Below are 23847 nucleotides of genomic sequence, written 5' to 3'. Positions count from 1 at the left end.
TGCACTCGTTGCAGAAGGAAAATAGGTGGCCGAGTTTTACTCCGCCGAAGCGGGATTATCCCGCCACTTCCGTGGACTAATTTTGCACCGCCGCTCTCATTCACCCGACATCTTCATTGCTGAGTGCAGAAATGAGTTTCTTTCTGATGCAGTTAGGTAGAGCCTTTTGCCATAAGGATCATTCAGCATTCTAATAGCCCCAAGAAACAGTTGCCCTGATTGGCACAGAAAGCCAATCGATTCGCGTTCTATAATACCACGTTTTAAAAAACGTGGTTATGAGAAAGGCAAAATGCTTTTGTTTTTTTATGGAAATTCAAGAGCTTCTAGCACTCAATCTCAGAAGGATTAGAGTTGCCAAAAACATATCTCAGGATGAGCTAGCTCTGCTTGCTGGTGTCGAGAGGGCATATGTTGGGCATATCGAGAGAGGTAAAAAAAACCCCACAATACAAACACTGGCAAAGCTAGCCCATGCGTTGAACTGTGAGGTAAAGGATTTATTCCGAACAGATCTGATTGAAACTACTCGAGTTCCGAATTTACCTGCCGGTAGAAGGAAGTGAGAATTTATTTTCTACTAGGTGACCATAATATTTTTTTGACATCGCTTGTTAAAGTCTCATCAGGAAGGCTTTGTAATAATTTTTCATATTGGTTATAAGCGAAATATGAATAGTTAAAGCAGTCCGTGTAGTTATTAAATCCCGTTTTGTAAGAGCAAAGCTCTGATGTTAAAAGAAAAATCTGATCAAAATAATCATGAGCATTTAACACAAGCATGTCTGTTTGATCTAAGCTTTGAGCTGAGTGCACAATAGAATTTCTTGTTCTGTATATGCGATGGAGTTGCCATTCCACGCGCTGCATATGCTCTTTAAGTTTCTTATTTATTCTTTTTTTACTTTTGAACATATAATGAATCTGGGAAATTCTAAACTTCATTAACTCAAAATCATTGAGTTTGGATAGTAGTAGCGATGCGGCCGCTTCATTTTCTTGTGTGGCAACCAAACAAAAAATTTGCTCAATAAAATCACTACCATCAGGTGATACAGAAACTTCTAAGCATTCGTTTAACTTGGATTTATTCCATCTTGTCAGATCATAGCTGAGTTGTTCAAATAATCTTCTGAAATACTGAAGGCCTATAAGAGGTAGTGATCCTTTAATTACACCCGTAATGATTTTGGTTTCGCCTTTATTTGGAACGATTGTTTCCATCGCGGTCCAAATATTCAATAGCTGGTTTTCAATAACTCCAGACTGCAAACTCATTCCATGAAAATCGATTATTCTAAAGAATGTCTCTCTGTCTGGGCCGGAAGGTAGCCTTAAATACTTCACCATAGTACCTAATTTCAAGGCTGCCTGCTCTGGTTTATTGTCCGAGACATAGTGCATCTTATTATTGTTAACATTTGTAAGTTTAGTTTTTTCACTGCAGCAAGCCATTTTGACTATTGCCTTGTGAGAATATGAATATGTCCCTTTATGATGATAAATACCGTAAAGGTCATGCATCCTTGCTATATTAGATTTAACTAGCTTTATAGCAGTATATCTGTCGTGTGATTTTACTTTTGTAAACTGCAACAAGCATTCACCTGTTTGTAGTTTAAAATACACATAGTTGTCCTGATTTATATTGTAGTTACTCGGCAAAGATTTAATAATTTTACAGTTAAATAAATCAATTATTTCTTTACTTAATACATTAATTGGGGATTTAATCTTAATTATAATGTCGTACTCATGTATATGACCAATTATGATTTTTATAAACTCATCAAACTGTGAATTGTCTTTTATTTTTTTTCTTGAAAAGAAAAAGTCAACAACAGTTTCATTTATAAACTTTCCATCAATGAGTATATTTTGTAGAGATGTTACAAATTCTCCAAGCAAAAAATCTAGTTCTTTTCTTTCGGATTGTTCAATAGAATGTTTAATCATTTCAATACATTTATCTATGTAAGTATTTACTGATAGTTCATGTGATAGAATTCTAATATGCTTCTCAATGTCATTTATATCGTCAGCATTATATGATAGGTAATTATCTAAGTTAATATCTAGTACACTTTTGACAATTATATTATTTTTGAGTTTACTTTCAGTTTCCTCTAGAATTTTTTGTACAGAATTTATTGGAAGGCCTTTTTCTTTGTGCAGCTCAATGGAAAATAAGCATTCTTTGAGTATGAAAGGTACATTTGTAGTCGGCGCTCTATAACTATCAAGAGTATATTCGAAAGTTAACTCATCAAGTCGCTGCGCTGCGAAAAGAAGCTCTTTTAGTTTCGTCGTGTCAGACCAGTTGTTGGTACTTCTGTACTTCATGAGTTGCTCCCCGTATTGCTATTATTTGATAAAGCAGAAATGGAGCAGGCTGTGAAGCGGTTCACATGTGTTTTGTTTCAATTAGTTATGAAAATTGCTTAGTTACGGGAAATTCATGGTCCATTTGTCTAATTTCTGAAACAGAATTGTATATTCTGTTTCAGGCTATAGCGCCGAACCAAACGAGCCTTATTTAAGGCTCCAAACTAGTCTGAGCGTGCACTCGACATACGCTTCTGACCTAGGCGCGGACCTTTCGAAACCGTTTTGCCTTAATCCTCTCTGGATTGAATTGCTTATGTCCGCACACTCAGTCAATTTAACCTTTCGTGCGGCCGCATTCTAAGATTAACATTCGATTAAGTGCGCTCTGCTAATCCAAATGTTATCTTGGAGGGCGGAACGTGGCTGATAAAAAATTCTTGAGTAAGATCACAGATCCGAATTCAGTGGTAATTGCCATCGACAAAGCGACAAGGTTCCCAGAGATACTGGATGTCACCTTGGCCAAGTACGAGGATAGCATTGATGATTTTATCGAGTTGATTCGGCAGGTGAACTCGAGTTCAGAGCTACTAGAACAGATTCGTGGCGCCAAGTTTACTGGCAAAAAGCGCATGGCACTGCTTAAGATGTTTCGCCGTGCCGTTGCCCCAGTAATCGATACTGAGATGGCCAAAAAGGTTAAGACTGTTGCAACTAAAACGTTAGTCGACAATTATGGCAGTACATTCAAACCTATCGAACTGCTAAAAGAACAGTTTGAAGCGTTAACCCCTGTAAGTAAGGCTGCGCTGGCTGCTCTCATTGGCGAATACGACACGAGAGGACAGATAGGTTATTCTCTCACCGGGCTATTCTTTGATTGGTTCGAGACGGAGTTTGAGAGTGTTATGACGATAGAAGGTCCTCGTGGAGCGGGCCGCGACATCGAACTCTCGACAGTTTTGCCCGGGTTTGTCGGTGAATATCCTTGCGACTTTGTAATCCGCAAATCTAAATCAAAAGAGGTCTTGGCTATAGGCTTCGCGCGTTACGATGCGACTCGCGGTGGAGCCCAGTCTGATGACCGAACAGGCGGTAACTCCTATAAGGTAGCGGTGGCGCGCGAATATTGCGAGATGAGTGGAGATAAAATCCGCATCATCTTCTTAGCTGATGGTCCTGGGCTTGCTCACGGCGATACTTGGAGATCTGCCGTTGAACTGGACGGTGATTGGGATGGTAATGTACGAGTCACCACGATGAAGCTCGCCGATCAGCGGGTCACTGCCGACTGGCTGATGAGAGTAGCATCATCCTAACGCCAACGCCTTGATCTCATCTGGGTAGGCATGGACTAGCTCTTCATCTACAATAAAACGGAATTCAAAGCCAGTCTGCTGCTTTGTCTGCTTGTTCGCGGCGGGCTTAGCATCAATATCACCGAATAGGTCTACGGCATGGGGTTGGGGCGTCTCACGATCTACGTAATCCCCCATCGCCTCCACACCGTGGCGTAAGCGCTTGATAGCGGTTTTCGCTGCTGTAAAAGACTCATCCATTCCGATCCATCTCCGGCCGAGTTCTTCAGCTGCATGTAGGGTTGTGCCCGATCCTGCGAAAGGGTCAACAACTAAGTCTCCAGGATTGCTGCTTGCCGAGACGATCATCTTTAACATGTCAAAGTTTTTCTCGGTTGGGTATCCGGTTACGGCAATGCTCTGATGATGTGCGTCGCGGAAGTCATTCCAATAGTCAGTATACGGCACAATTTTTTTGTCAGTTAGATAAACCTTTCGCCGAGGATTTCCGTTCTTCGAGCGATAAATCTCTCCTGACGCGTCCAACTGATCCAGCTTGTCTGGTGTATATTGCCAGTGCTTTCCTGGCGGGGGAAATTTGCCTTGCCACATACCTCCCGTAGCACCCATACGCGTACCTGGAGCGTGAATTGGCACAAGTTTGTAGCGGCCACGCTCGTCCTGCTTTGTGTACTCTTTATCTATCCAAGCTTCATCGGGTTCTTGACCGGGTTGGTTCCAGATGTATTCGTCTGAGCGCGTGTAAAAAAGCAGGTAATCATTTAAGTTAGCGTAGCTGTGCTTAGTGAAGTTTTTGCTGCTACATTTCCTGCGTGTAATTAAATTTCGGAAGTTTTCCGGTCCGAATATCTCATCCATTACAACTTTGAGATGGAATAGCATCTGGTGACCGATGTGGACATAGATAGATCCATTTTTCGCCATGCATTCACGTATCAAATGCAATCTTCGACGCATAAACTCGATGTAAGCTGCAAGGTTCCTGTTGTCATTGTAGGAATGTTCGAAGTTACGCGATTGGAAATCCATACCCGTGTTATAAGGTGGGTCTAAATAGAAAAGTGTCACCTTTTGACCGGATGCAGCTAAACTATGGAGGCCAAATAAATTGTCGGTTAAGACTAAACTGTTAGGCTCAACAGATCTGACACCACTGAGTCCGTCATGATCGACAGACATGAACGATGTAGATATCTTTGTTAAGATCTCTGAGGAGTCTAGTCGATTTTCGTATGCTAGTAGTGGCGGTGTATTCGAATCTGGCAGCGGATGCGGATCCCGATGCGGTAGAGCAGCAGTTTTGGTATCTTTGCCCAATCGCTCACGCTTTGAGACGCCGGTTGCCATGTATCGATTCTCCGATTAATTTGGTAACCACATTACTCTGAGTGTTAAGGTATCGGAAGGACAATTTCGAGTTATCCGCAGCCTCTCCATGAATGAGCGCATAGCTGCTTTGATGTGGGATATATAGTGATTATGTTTCCGGTTCCTGTCATATTCGGCCTTCCGGAAGTTCTGCTACAGAAGTTAACGCAAAATCTCTTGGTGTTTTTAGTCGATTTATTCTTTAGGGGATGGTCTCAGCAAAGAATAACGCATAACTTCGCCACTCACAGTATGCTGCCAATAGAAGAGTATTATTTACTCTACATTATTTTTCTTGCATATGCTTTTAAATTACTTGGCCCGTTATGAACAGTTTCACATCACCCGAATTCACTCTATCAATTACGGTTTTTCTATCGGTCATAAGATTATTAGAGCGTTTCCCTGCCTGATTGAATCGGCAGGCTTTGCAAATCAGTTACTTTCTGATTCAAGCTATCTGCCGATGGAGGTCGGCAGATATGTCGCGAGCCCTTTCCATTGATCTTCGCATACGTGTAGTTGCTGCCGTTGATGGCGGTGCATCGCATCGAGAGGCTGCTGAGCGTTTCGGTGTAAGCGCAGCCAGCGTTAGCCGTTGGCGTAACCTTCAACTCCAGCAGGGAAATGTTCGACCCGGTCCACTGGGCGGCGACCGCAATTCTCACAAGACAGAAGCTCATGCTGATCAGATCATGATCTGGCTCGCCGAACACAGGGACGGTACTCTCTTCGAACTTCGCAGTGATTTGGCCGCCCAAGGCATCATAATCAGCAAGTCGGCACTGCACCGCTTTCTTGTCCGGCACGAACAAACGCGTAAAAAAAGACTGGCCATGCTGTAGAGCAAAGCCGTCCAGACGTTCTGGAAAAGCGGCAATGCTGGTTCGAGGAGCAACTTGATCTCGATCCAGAGCGGCTCGTGTTCATCGATGAGACCTGGACAGCGACCAATATGGCCCGTAGTCATGGGCGATGCCGCAAGGGTGAGCGGTTGCGAATGGGTTTTCCTCACGGCCATCGCAAAACGACCACGTTGGTTGCGGGGCTGCGCAATACGGGAATGGTCGCGCCACTTGTCATCGACGGCCCCATCAACGGTGATTGGTTCGAGGCGTATGTCGCTCAGGTGTTGGTTCCAACATTGAAACCAGGTGATATTGTCATCCTCGATAATCTGTCCAGCCACAAACGACCGGCAGCAAGAGAATTGATCGAGGCGGTCGGCGCGACAATGATGTTCCTTCCACCTTACAGTCCAGACTTCAACCCGATCGAAAAGGCCTTCTCCAAGCTGAAGGCGCTTTTACGAAAGGCTGCCGAGAGAACAGTCAATGGGCTTTGGGATCGCATCGGTAAGATGGTTGAACTCATCGAACCGCAAGAGGCTCAGAATTACTTCAACTCGTGCGGATATGATCCAACTTGAAAGGGAAACGCTCTAATGATTATGATGAATGTTTTTGTTGCATGGAGAATAAAAAATAGGATTAATGAGATAAATTATCTTAACTTTATGTCCCTAGCATACGGTCAGGGTGTAATAAATCAGCTACCATTAATTGTCGTACAGATTATTTTGTGTTTCATTTCATTTAGTTATTTAATGTTGCTGATACCTATTCTTATATACGAGTTGATTTTAACGGTTAGGTTCAAACCATTTCTGAGCTACGAACATAAATTCGGTAGAAAAATAAAAAAAGAAGAAAATATTACCGTTGATTATTACTGGATTCTCCCTTGTGCACAAGCAGTTGAAATAGTCGTATTGCTGTCTATTGTTATCATGACATTTATGACTGGTGCATTTGACCATCATTTTTGAAAGTTCGTACTGCTCTTCCTTCAATATGACAAATCTTAGTCGAAGTTGCGATGGAGGTTAGTTTTTCTGCTCTTGGCAGACCACCAGCATCCCGCGAACCTCAACTTGCTGCCCCCAAAGACCTCTGAAGCAGCAAGTTGGGGTTTCGAAATTCAACGAGCCGTTTCATCTGGCTGATGGTAGAACGGATAATTCTTAGCATCCACAGCAGGATAGGCTTCCAACAGAACCGTATGCCTTGGGCTGGATTGCTGTTCTCTGGCATATTTGGATGAGTAGGTCAGCATCGGCTCAATTCCCCTGCTGTCATCCTTAAACTGCTTAATGTCGATTTTGGATATGATCTGGTCCCTGAATTGTTTGGCTTTCAAAGACAGAAGATGATTTTCAAATTCATCCTGATTGTTTGGATGGACCAGAAGACAGGCATGAATATGTGGTGTCTGAAAAACTGTTGCAGCAGCACCTTGAGCTGTGCCTTCAACATCCAGACAGGCCACAGCAAAAGGCTGATATTTGATATTCTTATTGGATTTCGGTCCCATGACCGTTCTGACCGCATCCAGATACCAGAGCTTGAAGGATTCAAACATGGGTCTGGAGTTATAAAGCGATTTTGCATCCTTAGCTGCAAATAATCCGGTTCTGAATTGCATAGTTATGAAATACAGATTTTTCTCAAAATGGGCCTGTTTGTATTTTAGATTTGCATCAACAAAATCATATCTGAATTTTTCCATGAAGAGATCATAGAGCCATTTGTCATGACTAGAGTTAATTACTGATCTGCCTGTCGGCAGATATCCATAAATGGATGGATTCTGTATGTTCATTTTAATAGTACTTTCATATTTTTAGTTAAGTTTTACAATTACCCTGGGAATGGCTACCCAGGGTTGCAGGCCATATCGGCTTTTATTTTATATTCATAACCTCGGGCGAATTCACCCAAACATCATTTAGCTCGCGGCCGCCGGCAACCGCGATCAACAAAATAAATTATATAAATTCACTTATGAGAAAATAGTCCTAGTCAACCCCATTGAGGGGTCGACTGATTTTTGAAAGTTTTCAGCAGATTGTGATAGTGATTGAAAAGCGGAATAACATTATTATAGCCTTTTTTTACTAAAATGTCACCCATTTTTTTCAGTTTTTCAGAATAATAAATTAGTTCAGCATCAGTATAGTTCATTAATTACATTAAACTTGCCAAAGGTTCCTTCAAGTTGGGCAGTTGCTGAACTCCTACATTATTTATTTTGGCAAATATACTATCATTTGCATGAAAAAGCCTATCAAATGCATTTTGGCTATTGACCGGATGCATTGATAGGCTCGTTTTTGTTTAAGTTATTGTAAAGGCTTAGTTTTTCCAATCAGCTTCTAAAAGCTTCATGTAGTCCAGAATGTCATTTAATGGGTATCCGCTGCCATAATGCGCCCCGATTGACCCGTCTTTATGCCCCATAAGGTAATTTTGCAGCTCGGGTGGGAGCTTATGTTTTCTCATTCTATCTTTGAAGGTGTGCCTGAGGCTGTAGATGCCATGCTCATCAGTTTCACAGAGACCATGCGCTTTCAGATATTTGTTCACATTGGCTGAGAAATTGTCTGGTCCTGTCGGGCCGGTATGAGAAGGGAAGCCGTGTGGGTATTTCTTGAAGGCAATCAAGCTTTGGCCAATCAAAGGGATTTGTCTGCCTCTGTGGCCAGTTTTGAGCTTCCTGATCTTGTTTGGTTTGATGTCAATGTGAGGAACTTCATGATCCAGATGGATGTCCTGAGGTTCCAGCCCACATATTTCCTTCGGACCGGTTCCTGTATCCATGATGGCATAAAGGATATGCAAGGATTCATCATTGAGGGATGAAAAAGGGGTGCCTCTAAGCCACTTTTCTTTCAGGAACTGAATTGAATAGGCCGGGCGGGCCGCCTTTTCTTCTTGCAGGCTAATTTTGTTGAAAGGATTATCCTGCTTGAGATCGTTCTGTTCCAGATAGAACCTGATGATTTTTCTCAGGTGCATAATCTGCTTGTTGGCAGTGCCAGCTTTCAATTCCTCAGTTTGAACCAGGTCAACCATGTGTGATCTGTAGCTGAGGGCAAGCTGTTTGGTAATCTGGGAAAGGGGTTTATCTTCCCCAAAGAAATCATTGGCTCTTTTGACAGCCAGTTGCACAGGAGCTTTCTTCTTTGAAATCTCTCTGGTGTTTTTTCCAATCAACTGATCTCTGGTGTTCTCTTCATAAAAAGCCAATACATCATTCAGGGTCGGTAGCTCAGGTGCCATGCCAAACAAAGATTGCAGGGCAACCTCATCATTAATCAAATCTTCTCCCAAATTTATTCTGCTAAACAGTAAGGATGGATCATTTGCCTTAATCAGCTCATCCATCGGCTTATATTGAATGCCAACTTGAGCAGCTTTTGCTTTGAGGGTGCTCAGAGGCTCGATTTCAATGCTGTTTATGCTCTTGCCTGCCTTGAGGCGGTCCATCAAACCTTCATAATAAGCATGAAGCTGGCCATATTTTTCTATGACCTGATGGTGGTTCTTACACTTCAAAGAAGCCTTAAACTCAAGCTTCCCTTCAGCCAGCACTCGATATTGAGCAGGGATTCGTCTTCTGTAGAGGTAATTACCATCACCTCTTACAAACAGGTACTGAGCTTCAAATCCGGGAATGGCAGCTTTTTTCATAAGCACATGCGTACCGACTTGTGTACCAAAAGTACATGCTAACTAATTGATATTAAGGAAAACAAGCGCTTAAGAACGGTTTATGGCGGAGAGAGCGCCCGCCTGATTTTGTAAGGTGTTGTTTTTGTTGATGCGACTTTGTTGTTTTCGCCCATAATCACCGTATATTCACACCATGCGTTATGGCAACGGGAATCGATATGGCACGGAACAAGCTTTCAGAAACACGAATCCGAACCCTGAACAAACCGGGAATATATTCGGATGGTGATGGCTTGTATTTACGTGTCAGGTCAGGCGGAAGCAAGCAATGGGTGTTCATTCATAAGCGGGCGGGCGTGCGCACCGAAACCGGCCTTGGCGGTTACGGGCAGGGAACTGCGCCCGTTTCGTTAACGCTGGCAAGGGAGAAGGCCGAAGCCGTCAGACAGCGCCTTGCACGTGGTGAAGAACTTCACAGTCGCAAAACGTTCCTCGATGTGATGGACGATGTTCTAACCGTCAAAAAGGCCAGCTTTAAGAACGAGAAGCATAAAGACCAATGGTCGATGACGCTCACTAAGTACGCTGAGCCGCTTCATAAAAAACTGATAGCTGAAATCACGCGCGACGACGTTGTAGAGGTGTTGAAACCGATCTGGGCAAAGATACCTGAAACGGCTGACAGGACACGCCAACGCATCGCTGCTGTCATCGATCATGCGAAAGCACGCGGCCTTTACGTCGGTGACAACCCCGCCGATTGGCGAGGTGGATTAAAAGAACTGCTTCCGGCCCGTAGCAAGCTGTCACGCGGTCATCATGCTGCGGTGGGATATAAAGACCTCCCGGCCGTTATCGCGAAGCTGCGGGCGTCTCCAGCGGTTTCTGCGCGTGCTGTTGAATTTGTTGCGCTGACTGCCGCGCGTTCAAACGAAGCCCGCTCAATGACGTGGGATGAAGTGGATTTTATCGAAAAGCTATGGACTGTTCCGGCTGAGCGAATGAAGGCGGCAAAAGCGCACGAAGTTCCGCTTTGTGACCGTGCAATTGAAATTCTTAGTTCTCAAAAACAGTGTTCAACGAATAATCTTGTTTTTGGTGGCGGAAAAGAAAGTAAGCCGATCAGTGACACTGCAATGGTTAAAGTCTTCCGCGCTGCTGGTGCCGGAGATGCAACGTTGCATGGGTTGCGTTCGTCCTTTCGTGATTGGGCTGGTGATGAAACCACCTATCCGCGTGATGTTGCCGAGGCAGCGTTGGCGCATACACTCAAAGATAAGACGGAAGCGGCTTATCGTCGTGGAACAGCATTGGCTAAGCGCCGCGAAATGATGCAAGATTGGGAAGCTTATCTATCAACATCTAGTGTATAAATAACTAGTTAATGTATTTTTATAGGCATATGTAGATTTTATAGTTGACTTTTCAGAAAGTAAGTTTTATATACAATAATAAGTCTCCTCGACTTCCCGATGGGGTGGTGCCCATCTTTGCCCGTTTTGAGGCACGCCGGTTCTTTTAAAGAGCCACATATCAACAAATAGGCCAACAGCCCAAAATCCACCTTTCCCATTTTTTTGAGAAAAACCGCGTTCGGAATCCGTGCGTGGTGTCAGGAGCAATATGTCCCCCGATAACGACAACCGTCCACGTTTGATGTCGCTCACCGAAGTGACCGAAGCCACAACCATGTCGCGCTTTCTAATTTCGGCACTGGCTAAAGAAGATCACTTTCCGAAGCCCATTCCGCTGACGGTGAAGCGCATCGCTTTCGTCCGCTCTGAAGTCGAAGCTTGGATCGATAGCCGGATAGCTGCGCGCGCCGCCTAACTCATCCTTACCAACCCACGGCAAGCGCTATCGCCCGCGCAATGGGCACGCTTGCGCCTGCTCTCCCCATTAGGAGGATTGATGCAATACAAATCTATTCAAGACGTGCCTGAAGATCAGGTCGAACGCGCGATCTCATTCATAGCCGCAGCTTTGAGGCTTGTGCACTCGAAAACCGCTGCCCGAATTGCGCAATACATCGCTGATGAATGCTTACTTCACGGTCAAAGCAACCTTCCTCACAAAGAGTTTGAGCGGCGGACAGGAACTTGTAGGCGCACAGTCTCTCGTGCGTTGCAGAATCTACTAGCAATGAAAATCATAGAGCGGATCGAGCATACGGAAGAGAAACGCTCTGTTTATCGATGCTGCTGGGAGCGCGCCGACGAGTACCGAGCGTGGGGAAAAGAGTTTGACCGCAAATGGGCTGAGGCACGGAAAGAACAGCGCCTGAAGGATTTTCGAGCGCCGACCTATCCGGTGCCGGAGGCCGGTCATGGTCAAGGCTAAGCCACTTAGGCCCTATGCATATGAGAAGTCAGCCTTTCTCGAAGATGCCAATGAAGACAGCTCAATAACGGCAGCGGCGCTTCGGGTTCTTCAGAAGATATGTGCAGCCTACAATCGCAAACTTGGATACGCAGAATGCGCTAGGACGTTTATTGTAGACCGAGTGCCAATCAGTATCAAAACCGTACAGCGCGTGAAAAAGCTTCTGCTCGAACAAGGCCGCATTTTCATCGTCAGGGAGCCGCTGGGCCGAGCCTCCACGCGGTATGGCGTAAATTGGTGGTTTCGGGGTGCTGATAAAGTTCGCGAGGGCAATGGCGGTAAAGCCATCCTAGACTGCAGAATTCCGCGCGTAGAGGGGACATCAGTGTCATCCGTAGAGGAGACATTTGTGTCACCCGGTTCGGACATGAATGTCCCCCCTAATGACCGTAGAGGGGACATGATGTCCTCCAAACCTATTATTCTCCCCTTAAAGGGGAAGAATAATACCACATGCGGCAAGCCCGGCGCGCGCCTTACGGCGGCACCGGTTTGCGCACGCGGTGAAGTGCTGGAGATTGTTCACGCTGAAGTTCTGAAAGATCGCGGCGACACTTTACTGGCTATCCATACCGAGACAAAGGACGGCACAGGCGACATCATTCAGATAGTCGTCGAGAGCAACATCGAAGCGCGACAGAACCGCGGCCAAGAAACGCTGAAACAACTCTCAATCGCATTGGATAGGACGATTGACGATACAGCCGTCCTTTTAGGCGGGTCTTTCTTCTGGGCAACCAACGGCGATTTTTTACCACCACCACACGAGGAGGCAGCATGACCACGGAAACAGATTCAAAGCACGACGGCGCAATACGTGGAAAGCGCATTAGCTGGGCAGAATTCTATCGCCAGCGACCTGACCTGAAGCCGGGCAACGATAACGGCAAGGATGCCGCCGATGCAGCTTGACGCCAAAAGCCGCAGCATCCGGGCCGCACGAGCCTTGAAGTTTGCCGCGTCAGATAAGTCAGTCACTTTCCGTAAGCCCCTTGCCTCCAATCGTGGCACATTTACCGACTTGGAGGATGGAACGTTTCGCGGGAAACGGCTCACATGGCTTCAATTTTACAATCTAACTGATCAAGCGCCGCCCTCTGACTTTGTGCCAGATACGCCACGTCGTGCTGCAAACGACAATCGCCAAAAGAAGGCCCGTAGCGTGCCAAACAGGGCCGCAGGTCGCGCCAAAGCCGAAGCAAGCCTGAAAACCACCGCCGACGCTATTGCGGCTCACAAATCCCGTCTAGCGGCCCGTATGGCTGGTTGCGGAATGCTATCAACACCCGACCGCATTGCGCGATCTTTAGTCAAGCAAGATCCTGCAATGGGCAAGGCATTCTATAGGCTGCGAGAATTAATGCGGCCGCCGCTTATTGCTGCGAATGACAATTTTCAGAATGATGGCGTTGAGGAAAATGATCGCAATTGGGGACTAGAAAAAAAGCATGATCAAAGTTGCATGAAGCCTTCACCAACGGCTTTGATTGCAGCATATGAACGTGGCCGGTCATTGGGCGTGAAATACTTCAATCCGCAACAGAACGGAGGTCGTCATGCCACTTGGATAGGTGGGCGTGAAGGCAAGAAATTCATCGGATTGCTGATCAATCACGGTGAAGGCGGCGTCGTCTACTACGGGGATAAAAAAGGCAGGCGGCGAAAAGTTAGATACGAGGATGGATCTTTAACCCAGCGCAAGCTTGAACCGGATCAAGCCAATAAGGAAAGGAAACTGCGTCTTTCAGGCCTAGCTTCCTACATGCGGTTGAAGTTTGGCCCAGTTCTTCGTGGTGTATTGGAGGAGAGTTACCTGATCTCCGGCGAACGCTCGCGCCGATATTCGATTTATTCGCCTGGAGTGGCGTCGTACAAACCAAGCGACTACGGACGGTTGTGCATTTCTGCCATGAAAGGCGCAGGCGACGGAATGACAGCGGCACCGAGGATTGAAGAACTTGCCGAACTAGACCGTGCAGATGATGCGGCAGATTTTTTAGGCGATGTTGATGATTCAACGCGAACCGTCATCGATGCCATGATTAACGCAGACTCGTTTTCGGAAGTTGCAGGCGCGGCAGGCATGGAGCCAACCTCTCACAACGGAAAACGGCTAGTTTTGTCCGCTCTGCAAAAATATTCGCAGAAAATTGCAGCCTGACGACCGTTTCAACGTCATTTGAGACGGTAGGTATAGGAACACAGAAAGCCGCTCTTAACCGGGCGGCTTTCCCATATCTGGCGCCTTGATCGGCAGCCGATAGGCGACTTTGGGTTTGCCTCCTCAACTTCAGGGTCGCCACCCTATTCCAGCGCTGACGTGCGGAACGCTCGCCTGCCACCGGATCAGCACGGTGGCAGGCTTTTTTTTAAACCCCATAAATCAACAGCGCACTTATGCGCGAAAGGACAGTCAAATGTCTGAAAAATCGTCATATGGCTTGACTGCCGTATGCATCGCGGCCGGAGCTTCAGAATCGGTGGTTAGATCTTGGTTTGATCGCGGTCTAATCCCTTGTTCAACTAATGATCGGGCCGCCGATGGCAGGGCAACACCCCGCGAAATAAGCTTCAATACTGCCTTGCAAATCGCAGTTGCGACCGAACTTTCGTCGCTTGGCTTTCAGGCGAAGAGAGCAACTCGCCTCGCGCTTGCTTTCAGCGACATAGGCAAATCTGGGCGCCTGCCGGCCGAGCTTTATAGCGACGGGAAAACTCTGCTTGTTGCTTATCCCAAGCGAGAGACCGCCCAGGTGATCAAAGAATCCGAGCTCAAAAGTATTTTCGCGCATGGCGGCGTTTCATCCGCATCCGTCGCGATCGTCGACCTCAACGCAATTTATCGCACGACTGCTGCGCGCCTCGGCGTTGCGTTGGTCGACAGAGACATGAACTAAGGAAAAACCCATGACTAACATTAATACCGTAACTGCCCTCATCGAAAAACAGGGCGAAGCTTTCGAAGCATTTAAGGCCAGTCATGACACCCGTCTTGCTTCGGCTGAGGCCGCGGTGGATGATGCAAATTCCAAGCTGGCAGCAATCATGATTTCGGGCGCCGGTCAGCCACATAACGCGTCATCGAACAGCGCCCGCAACGGCAGTCGAGCCCGCGCAGCTCTTGGTACCTTCGTCAAAACCGGCAGCGAAGAGGCTTTCAACGGCCTTGGTCCGAAAGCCGCAATGCAGGTTGGTGTTCCAGAGGACGGCGGCTACATCGTTCCTGATGAACTGAGCACGACTATCATTGAGGCTCAGCGTGACGTTTCTCCGATGCGGCGTCTTGCCAAAACCGTCATGACAAAGGCTTCGAACTATCAGCAGCCCTTCAACCTTGGCGGTACAGCTTCAGGATGGGTTGGCGAGACCGACGATCGTGACGAGACGGACACAAGCAAGCTCATGCTGCTGGAGTTCCCAGCGGGGGAAGTTTATGCAAACCCTGCCGTGACGCAGCGTATGTTGGACGACTCTCCGATCAACATTGGTGACTTTGTTATCAGTGAAATTACGAAAGAGTTCGAAGAGCAGGAAGGCACGGCGTTCCTCAACGGTAACGGTGTGAATAAGCCCAAGGGTCTTTTGACCTATCCTCAAGCTGCGACGGCTGATGCAACGCGCCCATTCGGCACCTTGCAGACCGTGGCATCGAGTGTTGCGCCGAAGTTCGACGAGTTCATTGATCTGCTTTACAGCCTGAAAGCCGGATATCGCCGTCGTGCTTCGTGGCTCTTGAACAGCCGCACGATGGGCGCAATTGCGAAAATCAAGGATGGTGATGGTCGTTATCTGCTTCAGCAGTCTGTTGCCCTTGGCATTCCATCCACCATCCTAGGTTATCCAGTCGAGGTAGATGAAGGAATGCCAGACATTGCACCAGGCAGCACGCCTGTGGCTTGGGGCGACTTCGAGTCCGGCTATCTGATCAATGATCGGATGGGGATCAAGATCCTTCGCGATCCATACAGCCGCAAGCCTTTCGTGCAGTTCTACACCACTAAGCGCGTTGGTGGCGGTCTGCTCGATAGCAATGCAATCAAGCTGATGAAAATCGGTTCGTAAGACATTGGGGCGCTTCGGCGCCCTTCTCATAAGGAGGCAATATGCCGACCGGTATTCTTAAAATCTGGAATGATGAACGGGGATTTGGCTTTCTAACAGATGATCAGTCCCCTCGCGGCGCAGATGTCTTTGTTCATTCAACGACGTTCAAAATTGCAAAACTAAAGCCAGCCATCGGTGACGGCTTCGCTTATGCCACCACTGAATGCCAAGGTAGGAGACGGGCAGAGGATTTGCGACGCATCTGGTCGCCGACCAATGCCGGTTAGCGTCGTACTCTTTTATAATCCTGTGCAGCGCTATGGATTCATAAAAGCAGAACCTTGCAACATTTTTTTCGTTGCGTCGTCCGTCGAAGGTTCTCCTGTTAAGGCGGGTGATGCCGTCCGTTATAAGGCAGTTCCAGCTGGTGCCTGCAGCCCACGAGCTACAACGATTCGCGTGATCGACCCGTCAGTCATAGTGGAACCCGAAGGGATTCTCGTCCCTCCTGACCTTGACCAGTGATCCTGAGGGGTATGGGGACTCAAAAGTCTCGAAGGTGAGCGACGCCGGAACGGCGAGGGACCACAGCGTTCACGCGTTCTGCCCCGGTTCAAATAAATTTTTGGAGGCTCAATGCCCAAAACTCTAGGGAATCCGGCGCAACGAGCGCCGAAGCACCTGCAAAAAACTACTCAAAATTGGTTCAAATCGGTCGTTGAAGACTTCGATCTTGAGCTTCACCACATCAAATTGCTGACATTGGCGGCCGAAGCATGGGACCGCACCGTCGCTGCCCGTGAGGTCATTGATCGAGATGGTATGACTTTTCTTGACCGTTTTGATCAACCGAAGGCAAGGCCGGAAGTTGCTATCGAACGAGACAGCCGTATCGCTTTTGCAAGACTTGTCAGAGAACTAGCTCTGGATGGTGTAGACACGCCAGAAGCGCCACGCGCACCGCGAACGGCCGATTATGGGAACCGCCGCTGATGCCGGTTCGTCGTAAAGCTAGCCGCCGCCGCACGGCATTCCTCTTTGAGGAGTGGGAGGAATACCTTTCAACCGGCATCGACATTTTCTCAGACCTTCATCATGCAGGGGTCACGTTCAATCACGAACCGCCGCCGCGCGAACTCGCTACTGATGCTTGGCGGGCGTTGGGTGCGCAGATCGTGCAGGAGTATGGCCCCGATTGTTGGGGTGCTCGAGAGTTCGGCAATGCCGGTTCGTAGACGCGAAAGCAAACGCGCCACCCGTGCGCGATTTGAGATCACGCCAAAAATCGCCGCCGCATTTGAAAATTATATCAATTCGCCTGCTCAGATGGGCGGCGGATGGCAGGAGCACTGGACGCTGCACGATGCGTTAAACGAGATCGGCGCGCTGGATCTTCCTCTTGTGCCGCCTTGTTGCTGGCATCCGGACCTGAAAGCAGCTCAATTCAGACCAGAAGCCATAGCCATTTACCAACATCTTAACCACACCCGCCCTTGAGGCGGTTTTTTTAATGGGAAATCAAATGGATGATTTTCAATCCGCGCATTCTGTTGCGCTCAATACCGCACGCCGAATGGTGGCAACCGGCCTAGATCCGGAGAAGGTTGCAGAGTCGATGATCGTCGCTGGCCTTGCCATTTGGGGTGCTCACAATGACCGCAAGGAAAGCGCCGAGGCCCTATTGCGATTATTCGACTATGAACGTGGTGTCGCGTAAATGGCGGTCGACCTGGAAAGCCTGGTTGTCCAGCTATCAGCAGACTTCAAGTCGTTTGAAAAAAGCTTGGCGCGAGCGCAGGGCGTATCGAACAAGCAATTCAACTTGATTGAGCAACGTGCTCGGCAGATGAACAAGAATTTGAACGGTGTTTTTACTCGTTCATTCGACGGTCTTAAGGGGCCTCTTGCTGGAATCGGTGCCGCCCTCTCAGTCAATGCCTTAGTCAAATATGCCGACCAGTGGTCTGATCTTCAAGCGCGCGTTGGCAATGCGGCAGGATCGATGGAGGCCGCGCCGCTTGTCATGGAGCGCATCAGTGAGATGGCGCGCCGCACATACTCAGATCTGGCGCAGACCGCCGAAGCTTATATTGCCAACGCCGGAACGCTGCGCGAGCTTGGTTACAGCACCCAACAGGTGCTTGATTACACTGAAGCGTTGAACAATGCGCTCGTCGTGTCTGGTGCGAAAGGTGATCGTGCCGCAAGCGTCATGAGCGCCCTTTCCAAGGCAATGGCAACCGGTAAGCTGGCTGGTGATAACCTCAATACAGTCATTGAATCAGGTGGACGAGTTGCGGAAGCTCTCGCCGCATCAATGGGTAAATCGACGCTCGAGCTACGCAAGCTTGGTGCAGATGGAAAGATTACCCGTAAAGAATTATTCGGTATCACTAAGGAGCTGGAAAAGCTTCGTCGGGAAGCTGAAGGGATGCCAGCGACTGTCGCGGACGCGTTCGGCCAGTTGAACAATGCAATCCTCCAGTGGGTCGGCGGGATGGATCAAGCGTCGGGCGCCTCGGTCAAGGTCGCGGAACATATCTTATCGATTGCCGACAATTTTGGCGCGTTGGCGGATGTGGCTCTTAATCTCGCAACAATCCTTGGCACGGCCCTTGCTGGTCGGGCCATCGGGCAGTTGATCACGTCGGCCGGTGCGGGGGTCACGGCTATCGGTGCATTGATCACCGCCCTTCGCGCTGGGACAGTAACAGCAGCATCTTTCAATGCTGCACTGGGTCCGATTGGTCTGACGATTGGCGCGGTTGCGGCTGGTGTTCTTTTGCTTTCCAACCGTCAGAATGCAGCAGAAGCTGCAGCGGGGCGTTTCAACGGTGTCATTGAACTGAACGCCGAGGCACTGGACAAGGCTAAGGATTCGTCTGGTAAATATACGCAGGCATTGCGTGATCAAATTGCCATGCAGCTTGAGGCGGCTAAAGCCGCTGCAGCGATGGCTGATTCGACTTTCTGGGCAGCGCAGGGGCGAGTTGATGCATTCCAGAAAATGACTGGAATGAAGTTCGCTCCCTTCGAATATGCCGCCGATCAAGCGCGAGCAGAAGCGGATGCTTTGACAAGCTCTGTTTTGCAGATCGAGCAGCAGCTTGCGAAGCTGGATAAGGCTGGTGTCAGCAAACAGGTCGCGCCGTCAGATACCGGCGATAAAAAGAAGGGCAGCCAAAAGAAGACACCTGCCGAAAAGTTTGACGACACGCTCCAATCTATTATTGACCGCACCGCGGCGCTGGTCGCAGAAACGGAGGCACAACGTCAAATCAATCCTCTGATTGATGATTACGGCTTCGCGATGGAAAAGGCTCGTGCCGAGCAAGAGTTGCTGAATGCCGCTCAAAAGGCTGGTGTTGCTATCACGCCTGAACTGCGCGCTGAGATTGCTGCAACGGCCAATCAATTTGCTCTAGCAACGGTTGAAGCCAACAAGCTCTCTGAATCTCAAAACAAAATCCGTGAGAACGCAGAAGACGCCGCGCAGTTTCAGAAGGATCTATCGCGCGGCATTGTCGATGGTTTCCTTGAGGGAAAGAAAGCCGCCGATGTGTTTGCTGATGCTCTCGGGCGTATCGGCCAGAAATTGCTCGACCTTGCTTTTGACGGTCTGTTTGACCTGAAAGGCGGGGGTATTTTAGGCGGACTTGGAAAGGCGCTTGGCTTCAACGACGGCGGGGCGATTGGTCCGCGCTACAGTACATTTAAACTGGAGGTGCTTCATTGAGCGCTATGGCAGCCGCAATTGACGGCGATAAAATACACTTGTTTGCAGATGCTGTTTTTTATGACGACGATGGGACGGTCGCGGGCATTCACCCTAAAATCTGGCAGGTGCCCGGGCTTAATGCAGCGTTTATTTCACGCGGACAGGGACGAGCTTTCCTTTATTTTCAGGAGCTCGTGCTACTTGGTGAAGCAAAGACATGGGACGAGCTAAAAGAAAGTCTGCCGATGATTTGGCAATTGCTCGACCGATGGATGGACAACACGCCGATGGACATCCTCATCGCGGGTTTTTCCGAAGAAAACAGCCGGCCTGAAATCTTGTATCGTCACACCATACAGGAAGATGACCAATTCAACGCTGGCGCGACCTACATCTATCTTGATGGTGTCTGTTCATTCGGTTGCGTGATGGATGAAACCGCGGACGTATGTGCGGAGGCAATTCGAGCTTTTGAAGCTGCACGCCACGACAAGGGTAATATCAACGGCTTCTATGATGACCGAAAAGAATGTCTTGCTCATGCCATTGGCGGCAGACTTCAGCATATCGAATTAACCAGACACGGCGAGCGTGGCGAAACCTTGCGAGTCTGGCCTGATAAGGTCGGCGAGAAGATCCAGCCACTGGCGGCGTGAACGATTGGCACCCTTCGGGGTGCCTTTTATATTCCAGGTGGCGAAACGGATCGTGTGTTTGAGCCGAAGACCATGCGGGCGAGGGGGATACCTCATGTATAACTTTTTATGTTATCAATAGTTGACAAAAGTACCCTATAGGATATCTTCTAACTCAGCGTCAGGGTAAGTTTTCACTGTATAGTGATCGCGCCTAGCGCCCACCCAGGAGGGGCCAATTGGCACCGTTAGTAACTCGAAGTGGGAACCAAGCTAGAACGTCGACGTGCTTTATTCAAGGGCTGCCTTTCGGGCGGCCCTTTTTCATAGCCAATGAGGCTTATTGCCATTGTAGCTAGTTGGCCTGACGGTGAAGCGGTTTTTTTCCGCAAGTGGCTGGAAAAGATGGTGATTTCGAAAATCGCCAATACCGGCGCCGCACAGTTGATACACAGAATTTGCAACAATATCAGCAACCTGTATACCATCTTGGCTTCGACTGTCTTGAAACGCCAGCGAAACAGGAACGCCGTAAAGATGCGCAAGCTTCTTCTCAAGATCTTTTTGAATATATGATCTTTCTTGCTTGGAATACCGCCCGCTATCCGGAAAGATATTAATGCGCTTTGCACCAATTACGTTAAATGAAGAGCAAGCCTCCTTCAGCATTCCGTGATAGATATTTCGTTCGCCTAGAGCTTTTATTGCCCACCGGCCAAGATCGCTGGAATTCGCACTAGTCACAATTACTGAACTGTGCTCAGACTCTCCACGCAGAATGTCGAAGAATGCTTCCCGTTGCAGATCGAGAAGCAACCCGCCTTTGATCTCGCCTTTTTCTTTAATAGTCTTTTTAAACATCTTGATAACGCGTGTCGCATCAGCTGCATCTATAGCAACGGCCGATACAAGAAATGTATGTTTATCGGCAACATCACAGCCGCCGCTTTCATCGCAGAATATTTGCATTTTGCTGAGTACCAAATCATCTAACAGTTACAACTGATGAGCGAAGCGGCAATGGGCGTCAAGCATTGGTTAACCAGAACGCCGCGGGCGCTGGATATTGTGGGAAAGCTATGGGGGCAAATGTGGATAACGGGGAGTCAGCACTTAACACATGTGATGATGTGCTAGTAGCGCGGCGATTCAGATGAGGGCGCGCATCTGAATGAATAGTCAAAAGAATTTCAAACGTACGTTCTTATGCCTGTTGACAAAAGAGCGGCCTTCGGGCCGTTCTTAGTCATCCTTTATATCTGGATCCTTTTTGGTATTCTCCATAATTTTCTCGTATAGAAACCTGCCGATATTGGGAATCTTGCCTTCTTTTATCTCTTTAGATGGAACGAGTTTATCAACCGGGTTGAAGGCCAACTGCTCCAGTACCAATGCAGCTATTTCTTCCTGATATTCCGGTGCCTGATGTTTGAAGCCTTCCACAGCTGCCGCCATTGAATACTTATAAGCATAGTGCTCACGCAATCTGAATAGTGAGGAGTATCTGATAGCGGTGAACGAAACAAACCAAACAGCGGGTACTAGTAGGGTAATTCTGCCAATGGTTTGGCCCAGATAGCCCCATTTGTCTTGAGATGCTGATGTGAAGCCGCGAACTATTTTTTCGACATTTTCAGATAGAAGCCAAGCATACAACGGCGAAAGAATTGGATGTAAAACGAAAAGAAGCAACGGAATAGCCGACGCTGCCAAGAATATGATCCCTTTTCTGAATGTTTCCTGGGTATCACTCAGTTCTTGAGTTAATTCTGTTCTCAATTTTAAGAAATGCGACGCAAGCCCAGCGACTGTTGATGAGGAGAGCATATCTTCTGCTTGTCGCTCAATATCAGCGATTCGATTTTCTCGCGCTTCAAAACTCTCGGTCAATTCTTTCAACCGTGATTTTCCAATCTCGAATGTGCGATTTCTTTGTTCAAGATTTTTCTGAAACGCATCGAATTCCGATCTGTATTCGCTAACTGCGCTTTTTAACGTAACTGCATCATCGTGAATTTCCTTAATAGCAGATCGGTTCTGAGTTATTTCCGCCAAGTACTCAGAAGCAGTTTTTCTTTCATTCGAGACTTCTGATTTTAAACGCTTTATCTCTTCAGACTCTTGAGTAATGGACTCAATGTCTTTTTCGACCTGTGCTGCGCTGTTTTCGACCGAACTCAATCCTTCTCTTAAATCCTTGTATCCGGTTTGCAGATTTGAATAGACCTCCAATAGCGCTTCAGATGTAAGCGTAAAGTCTATGCTTCCCTTGCTTCGAACAGACGGTGTCAAAAAGCATAAGAGCCAAAGAATCTCCTCTACAGCTTGACGCAGCTTTGTAGAGGGTTCCAATATACTTACACTTGAACCATCTTCAGATATAAATGAAAGGGATTCTAATTCTAAAGAATTAATAATTGACCCTTCCCCAACGAACTTCAATAAACATTCATTAATGTTGTCTAAATTAATTTTAATACTACGGCACCAGATTAGCATGTTGTTTATTTGCTTGTATGGGACAAGTTCTGGCTGCTTAACTTTTTCAAGTCCAATAATGTTTGATATTAGCAATTGAATTCTAGTTATTACCTCACTAAAACTATCATCTGTGTCGGGTATTTTAGTGTCTAAGCCAAAATTTATCCCATCAGATGTATTCAAGGAGGCAAATGTAGCCAACAATTTAGATAATGACGTTTCAATCGGATCTTTGGTTGCAATAATAGATCTAATAATGTCAGCCCGCATGAGTAACCCCTTATTTTTGCCCAGCTAATCTCTGGCACAGGGGGGGCATACTCGCAATACATCACGTCTTGATTGAACTGCTTTTCCGCAACAAAACGCTAACTTGTATGATCGCGTCATCCACAGCCATCATACACGCCATACACGGTTTAACTTGTCAGTTTATAGTGGTCGGTGCACAATGAGAGTGTGCCCCAACGGGAAATGGCGCCAACCATTTCCCGCCTGCGGGTACAGATCCAACTAGCATTTGGTTCGCGGGACATGTCACTTTCCAGGGCGACCCCGCGAGCCGCTAGTTCTTTTAATATCTCATACAATTTAAGTGCGCGCTCATTCTGGGCCCGTCGATTGCGGTAATGTCCACAGAAGTTATGTTCTTGTTTTGTTCGATCCCATGAAATGGTTACGCGAGCGCGGCCTTTAGGCTGTTCTTTACTTCACCGATTTATAGCACTCAAGCTCGGCAGCGTTCCTAAATTCCTTAATGGCCCGCTGCTTGTTCTCGTCCGTAAGGAAAGCCTGCTGGTTATAGGCGTTCATAACCATAGACTCATAAAGCTCTGAAATCTTCGGGTCGACTTTCAGCTGCATCATCACACTCATTGGGCGCTCTTTTTGGCGGGCGTCCATAACCAGCTCGGCCATTCTTCCAGCCGATGCGCAGTACTCGTTGCGTGGTGCCTTGTCATCAGCCTGTGCGCTGGTTGCCGTCAAAAGTGCGGCGATCAGAATTGCTGTCTTCAATGATTTGCCCCCGATTACTTCGGGTGCAATTTTACTCCGGT

The 23847-nt window shown here is 47.6% G+C and carries 26 protein-coding genes; 19 read left to right on the top strand and 7 right to left on the bottom strand.

The features are described 5' to 3' along the window. Window positions 1-278: 278 nt before the first annotated feature. Entirely contained in the window at window positions 279-566 is a 288-nt protein-coding gene (locus VBH83_RS14035) for a helix-turn-helix domain-containing protein (protein WP_396998287.1), read from the top strand. Window positions 567-570: 4 nt separating this feature from the next. On the opposite strand, the gene VBH83_RS14030 is transcribed toward VBH83_RS14035, so the two are convergent. Next, on the bottom strand, window positions 571-2343 hold the full coding sequence (locus VBH83_RS14030) for a hypothetical protein (protein ID WP_396998285.1): 1773 nt from the start codon (window positions 2341-2343) through the stop codon (window positions 571-573). Between the two features lie 404 nt (window positions 2344-2747). Here VBH83_RS14030 and VBH83_RS14025 point away from each other — a divergent pair, with 404 nt between their 5' ends. Beyond that, window positions 2748-3647, top strand: a complete 900-nt coding sequence (locus VBH83_RS14025) for a hypothetical protein (RefSeq protein ID WP_396998283.1) — start codon at window positions 2748-2750, stop codon at window positions 3645-3647. Here VBH83_RS14025 and VBH83_RS14020 read toward each other — a convergent pair. Next, the gene (locus VBH83_RS14020) at window positions 3639-4994 is read right to left on the bottom strand and encodes a site-specific DNA-methyltransferase (RefSeq protein ID WP_396998281.1); all 1356 of its coding nucleotides are present in this window, start codon (window positions 4992-4994) and stop codon (window positions 3639-3641) included. The genes VBH83_RS14025 and VBH83_RS14020 overlap by 9 nt on opposite strands. Window positions 4995-5497: 503 nt before the next feature. Here VBH83_RS14020 and VBH83_RS14015 point away from each other — a divergent pair. Further along, window positions 5498-6444, top strand: a protein-coding gene (locus tag VBH83_RS14015) for an IS630 family transposase (protein WP_396998279.1) whose coding sequence is annotated in 2 segments (ribosomal slippage) — window positions 5498-5837 and window positions 5837-6444 — 948 coding nt in all. Because the reading frame shifts where the segments join, the coding sequence is not laid out codon by codon here. Window positions 6445-6459: 15 nt separating this feature from the next. Then, entirely contained in the window at window positions 6460-6843 is a 384-nt protein-coding gene (locus VBH83_RS14010; protein ID WP_396998277.1) for a hypothetical protein, read from the top strand. A 152-nt stretch (window positions 6844-6995) separates the two neighbouring features. On the opposite strand, the gene VBH83_RS14005 is transcribed toward VBH83_RS14010, so the two are convergent. Further along, window positions 6996-7583, bottom strand: coding sequence for a hypothetical protein (locus VBH83_RS14005; RefSeq protein ID WP_396998275.1), 588 nt, complete (start codon window positions 7581-7583; stop codon window positions 6996-6998). A 626-nt stretch (window positions 7584-8209) separates the two neighbouring features. Next, complete coding sequence (locus VBH83_RS14000; protein WP_396998273.1) at window positions 8210-9547, bottom strand: tyrosine-type recombinase/integrase; 1338 nt, start codon at window positions 9545-9547, stop codon at window positions 8210-8212. Window positions 9548-9747: 200 nt separating this feature from the next. Here VBH83_RS14000 and VBH83_RS13995 point away from each other — a divergent pair, with 200 nt between their 5' ends. The 15 genes from VBH83_RS13995 (at window position 9748) to VBH83_RS13925 (ending at window position 20329) form a co-directional block, all read left to right on the top strand. Beyond that, on the top strand, window positions 9748-10902 hold the full coding sequence (locus VBH83_RS13995) for a tyrosine-type recombinase/integrase (protein WP_396998271.1): 1155 nt from the start codon (window positions 9748-9750) through the stop codon (window positions 10900-10902). A gap of 250 nt (window positions 10903-11152) precedes the next feature. Further along, window positions 11153-11359 carry a helix-turn-helix transcriptional regulator gene (locus VBH83_RS13990; RefSeq protein WP_396998269.1) on the top strand — a complete coding sequence of 69 codons (207 nt, stop codon included), beginning with the start codon at window positions 11153-11155 and terminating at the stop codon, window positions 11357-11359. A gap of 81 nt (window positions 11360-11440) precedes the next feature. Further along, window positions 11441-11869: a hypothetical protein gene (locus VBH83_RS13985; RefSeq protein ID WP_396998267.1), complete on the top strand. Its 429-nt coding sequence runs from the start codon at window positions 11441-11443 to the stop codon at window positions 11867-11869. Continuing rightward, a complete protein-coding gene (locus VBH83_RS13980) occupies window positions 11856-12692 on the top strand; it encodes a hypothetical protein (RefSeq protein ID WP_396998265.1) in 837 nt (278 codons plus the stop codon). Before VBH83_RS13985 ends, VBH83_RS13980 begins: the two co-directional genes overlap by 14 nt. Next, a complete protein-coding gene (locus VBH83_RS13975) occupies window positions 12689-12823 on the top strand; it encodes a hypothetical protein (RefSeq protein WP_396998263.1) in 135 nt (44 codons plus the stop codon). The genes VBH83_RS13980 and VBH83_RS13975 overlap by 4 nt, the downstream gene beginning before the upstream one ends. Next, window positions 12813-14072, top strand: a complete 1260-nt coding sequence (locus VBH83_RS13970; protein WP_396998262.1) for a hypothetical protein — start codon at window positions 12813-12815, stop codon at window positions 14070-14072. The genes VBH83_RS13975 and VBH83_RS13970 overlap by 11 nt, the downstream gene beginning before the upstream one ends. 256 nt (window positions 14073-14328) lie before the next feature. Beyond that, window positions 14329-14808, top strand: coding sequence for a hypothetical protein (locus VBH83_RS13965; protein ID WP_396998260.1), 480 nt, complete (start codon window positions 14329-14331; stop codon window positions 14806-14808). A 10-nt stretch (window positions 14809-14818) separates the two neighbouring features. Continuing rightward, a complete protein-coding gene (locus VBH83_RS13960) occupies window positions 14819-15973 on the top strand; it encodes a phage major capsid protein (protein WP_396998258.1) in 1155 nt (384 codons plus the stop codon). A gap of 41 nt (window positions 15974-16014) precedes the next feature. Then, window positions 16015-16242: a cold-shock protein gene (locus VBH83_RS13955; RefSeq protein WP_396998256.1), complete on the top strand. Its 228-nt coding sequence runs from the start codon at window positions 16015-16017 to the stop codon at window positions 16240-16242. Window positions 16243-16591: 349 nt separating this feature from the next. Then, window positions 16592-16948, top strand: coding sequence for a hypothetical protein (locus VBH83_RS13950; protein ID WP_132227990.1), 357 nt, complete (start codon window positions 16592-16594; stop codon window positions 16946-16948). Next, on the top strand, window positions 16948-17190 hold the full coding sequence (locus VBH83_RS13945) for a hypothetical protein (RefSeq protein WP_396998254.1): 243 nt from the start codon (window positions 16948-16950) through the stop codon (window positions 17188-17190). Before VBH83_RS13950 ends, VBH83_RS13945 begins: the two co-directional genes overlap by 1 nt. Next, window positions 17177-17452: a hypothetical protein gene (locus tag VBH83_RS13940; RefSeq protein WP_396998252.1), complete on the top strand. Its 276-nt coding sequence runs from the start codon at window positions 17177-17179 to the stop codon at window positions 17450-17452. Before VBH83_RS13945 ends, VBH83_RS13940 begins: the two co-directional genes overlap by 14 nt. Before the next feature lie 25 nt (window positions 17453-17477). Further along, entirely contained in the window at window positions 17478-17672 is a 195-nt protein-coding gene (locus VBH83_RS13935; RefSeq protein WP_396998250.1) for a hypothetical protein, read from the top strand. Beyond that, a complete protein-coding gene (locus tag VBH83_RS13930) occupies window positions 17673-19691 on the top strand; it encodes a tape measure protein (RefSeq protein WP_396998248.1) in 2019 nt (672 codons plus the stop codon). It begins immediately after the preceding gene. Continuing rightward, window positions 19688-20329 carry a hypothetical protein gene (locus VBH83_RS13925; RefSeq protein ID WP_396998246.1) on the top strand — a complete coding sequence of 214 codons (642 nt, stop codon included), beginning with the start codon at window positions 19688-19690 and terminating at the stop codon, window positions 20327-20329. The genes VBH83_RS13930 and VBH83_RS13925 overlap by 4 nt, the downstream gene beginning before the upstream one ends. Window positions 20330-20632: 303 nt before the next feature. On the opposite strand, the gene VBH83_RS13920 is transcribed toward VBH83_RS13925, so the two are convergent. The 3 genes from VBH83_RS13920 to VBH83_RS13910 form a co-directional block, all read right to left on the bottom strand. Next, window positions 20633-21277 carry a DUF3800 domain-containing protein gene (locus VBH83_RS13920; RefSeq protein WP_396998244.1) on the bottom strand — a complete coding sequence of 215 codons (645 nt, stop codon included), beginning with the start codon at window positions 21275-21277 and terminating at the stop codon, window positions 20633-20635. A 273-nt stretch (window positions 21278-21550) separates the two neighbouring features. Then, complete coding sequence (locus VBH83_RS13915; protein WP_396998242.1) at window positions 21551-23059, bottom strand: hypothetical protein; 1509 nt, start codon at window positions 23057-23059, stop codon at window positions 21551-21553. Window positions 23060-23494: 435 nt separating this feature from the next. After that, window positions 23495-23806, bottom strand: coding sequence for a hypothetical protein (locus VBH83_RS13910; protein WP_396998240.1), 312 nt, complete (start codon window positions 23804-23806; stop codon window positions 23495-23497). Window positions 23807-23847: the final 41 nt, after the last annotated feature.

This window comes from Ochrobactrum sp. S1502_03, from assembly GCF_044435015.1.
GTDB classification, from domain to species: domain Bacteria; phylum Pseudomonadota; class Alphaproteobacteria; order Rhizobiales; family Rhizobiaceae; genus Brucella; species Brucella chromiisoli.
The sequence above is the reverse complement of the archived record's forward strand: the minus strand, read 5'-3'. Positions and strand labels throughout refer to the sequence as shown.

Bases quoted from the DNA above. Each gene is read 5' to 3' on its own strand.
- VBH83_RS14035 (WP_396998287.1), top strand. From the start codon at position 279: ATGAGAAAGGCAAAATGCTTTTGTTTTTTTATGGAAATTCAAGAGCTT.
- VBH83_RS14030 (WP_396998285.1), bottom strand. From the start codon at position 2,343: ATGAAGTACAGAAGTACCAACAACTGGTCTGACACGACGAAACTAAAA.
- VBH83_RS14020 (WP_396998281.1), bottom strand. From the start codon at position 4,994: ATGGCAACCGGCGTCTCAAAGCGTGAGCGATTGGGCAAAGATACCAAA.
- VBH83_RS14010 (WP_396998277.1), top strand. From the start codon at position 6,460: ATGATTATGATGAATGTTTTTGTTGCATGGAGAATAAAAAATAGGATT.
- VBH83_RS14005 (WP_396998275.1), bottom strand. From the start codon at position 7,583: ATGGAAAAATTCAGATATGATTTTGTTGATGCAAATCTAAAATACAAA.
- VBH83_RS14000 (WP_396998273.1), bottom strand. From the start codon at position 9,547: ATGAAAAAAGCTGCCATTCCCGGATTTGAAGCTCAGTACCTGTTTGTA.
- VBH83_RS13995 (WP_396998271.1), top strand. From the start codon at position 9,748: ATGGCACGGAACAAGCTTTCAGAAACACGAATCCGAACCCTGAACAAA.
- VBH83_RS13990 (WP_396998269.1), top strand. From the start codon at position 11,153: ATGTCCCCCGATAACGACAACCGTCCACGTTTGATGTCGCTCACCGAA.
- VBH83_RS13985 (WP_396998267.1), top strand. From the start codon at position 11,441: ATGCAATACAAATCTATTCAAGACGTGCCTGAAGATCAGGTCGAACGC.
- VBH83_RS13980 (WP_396998265.1), top strand. From the start codon at position 11,856: ATGGTCAAGGCTAAGCCACTTAGGCCCTATGCATATGAGAAGTCAGCC.
- VBH83_RS13975 (WP_396998263.1), top strand. From the start codon at position 12,689: ATGACCACGGAAACAGATTCAAAGCACGACGGCGCAATACGTGGAAAG.
- VBH83_RS13970 (WP_396998262.1), top strand. From the start codon at position 12,813: ATGCAGCTTGACGCCAAAAGCCGCAGCATCCGGGCCGCACGAGCCTTG.
- VBH83_RS13965 (WP_396998260.1), top strand. From the start codon at position 14,329: ATGTCTGAAAAATCGTCATATGGCTTGACTGCCGTATGCATCGCGGCC.
- VBH83_RS13960 (WP_396998258.1), top strand. From the start codon at position 14,819: ATGACTAACATTAATACCGTAACTGCCCTCATCGAAAAACAGGGCGAA.
- VBH83_RS13955 (WP_396998256.1), top strand. From the start codon at position 16,015: ATGCCGACCGGTATTCTTAAAATCTGGAATGATGAACGGGGATTTGGC.
- VBH83_RS13950 (WP_132227990.1), top strand. From the start codon at position 16,592: ATGCCCAAAACTCTAGGGAATCCGGCGCAACGAGCGCCGAAGCACCTG.
- VBH83_RS13945 (WP_396998254.1), top strand. From the start codon at position 16,948: ATGCCGGTTCGTCGTAAAGCTAGCCGCCGCCGCACGGCATTCCTCTTT.
- VBH83_RS13940 (WP_396998252.1), top strand. From the start codon at position 17,177: ATGCCGGTTCGTAGACGCGAAAGCAAACGCGCCACCCGTGCGCGATTT.
- VBH83_RS13935 (WP_396998250.1), top strand. From the start codon at position 17,478: ATGGATGATTTTCAATCCGCGCATTCTGTTGCGCTCAATACCGCACGC.
- VBH83_RS13930 (WP_396998248.1), top strand. From the start codon at position 17,673: ATGGCGGTCGACCTGGAAAGCCTGGTTGTCCAGCTATCAGCAGACTTC.
- VBH83_RS13920 (WP_396998244.1), bottom strand. From the start codon at position 21,277: ATGCAAATATTCTGCGATGAAAGCGGCGGCTGTGATGTTGCCGATAAA.
- VBH83_RS13915 (WP_396998242.1), bottom strand. From the start codon at position 23,059: ATGCGGGCTGACATTATTAGATCTATTATTGCAACCAAAGATCCGATT.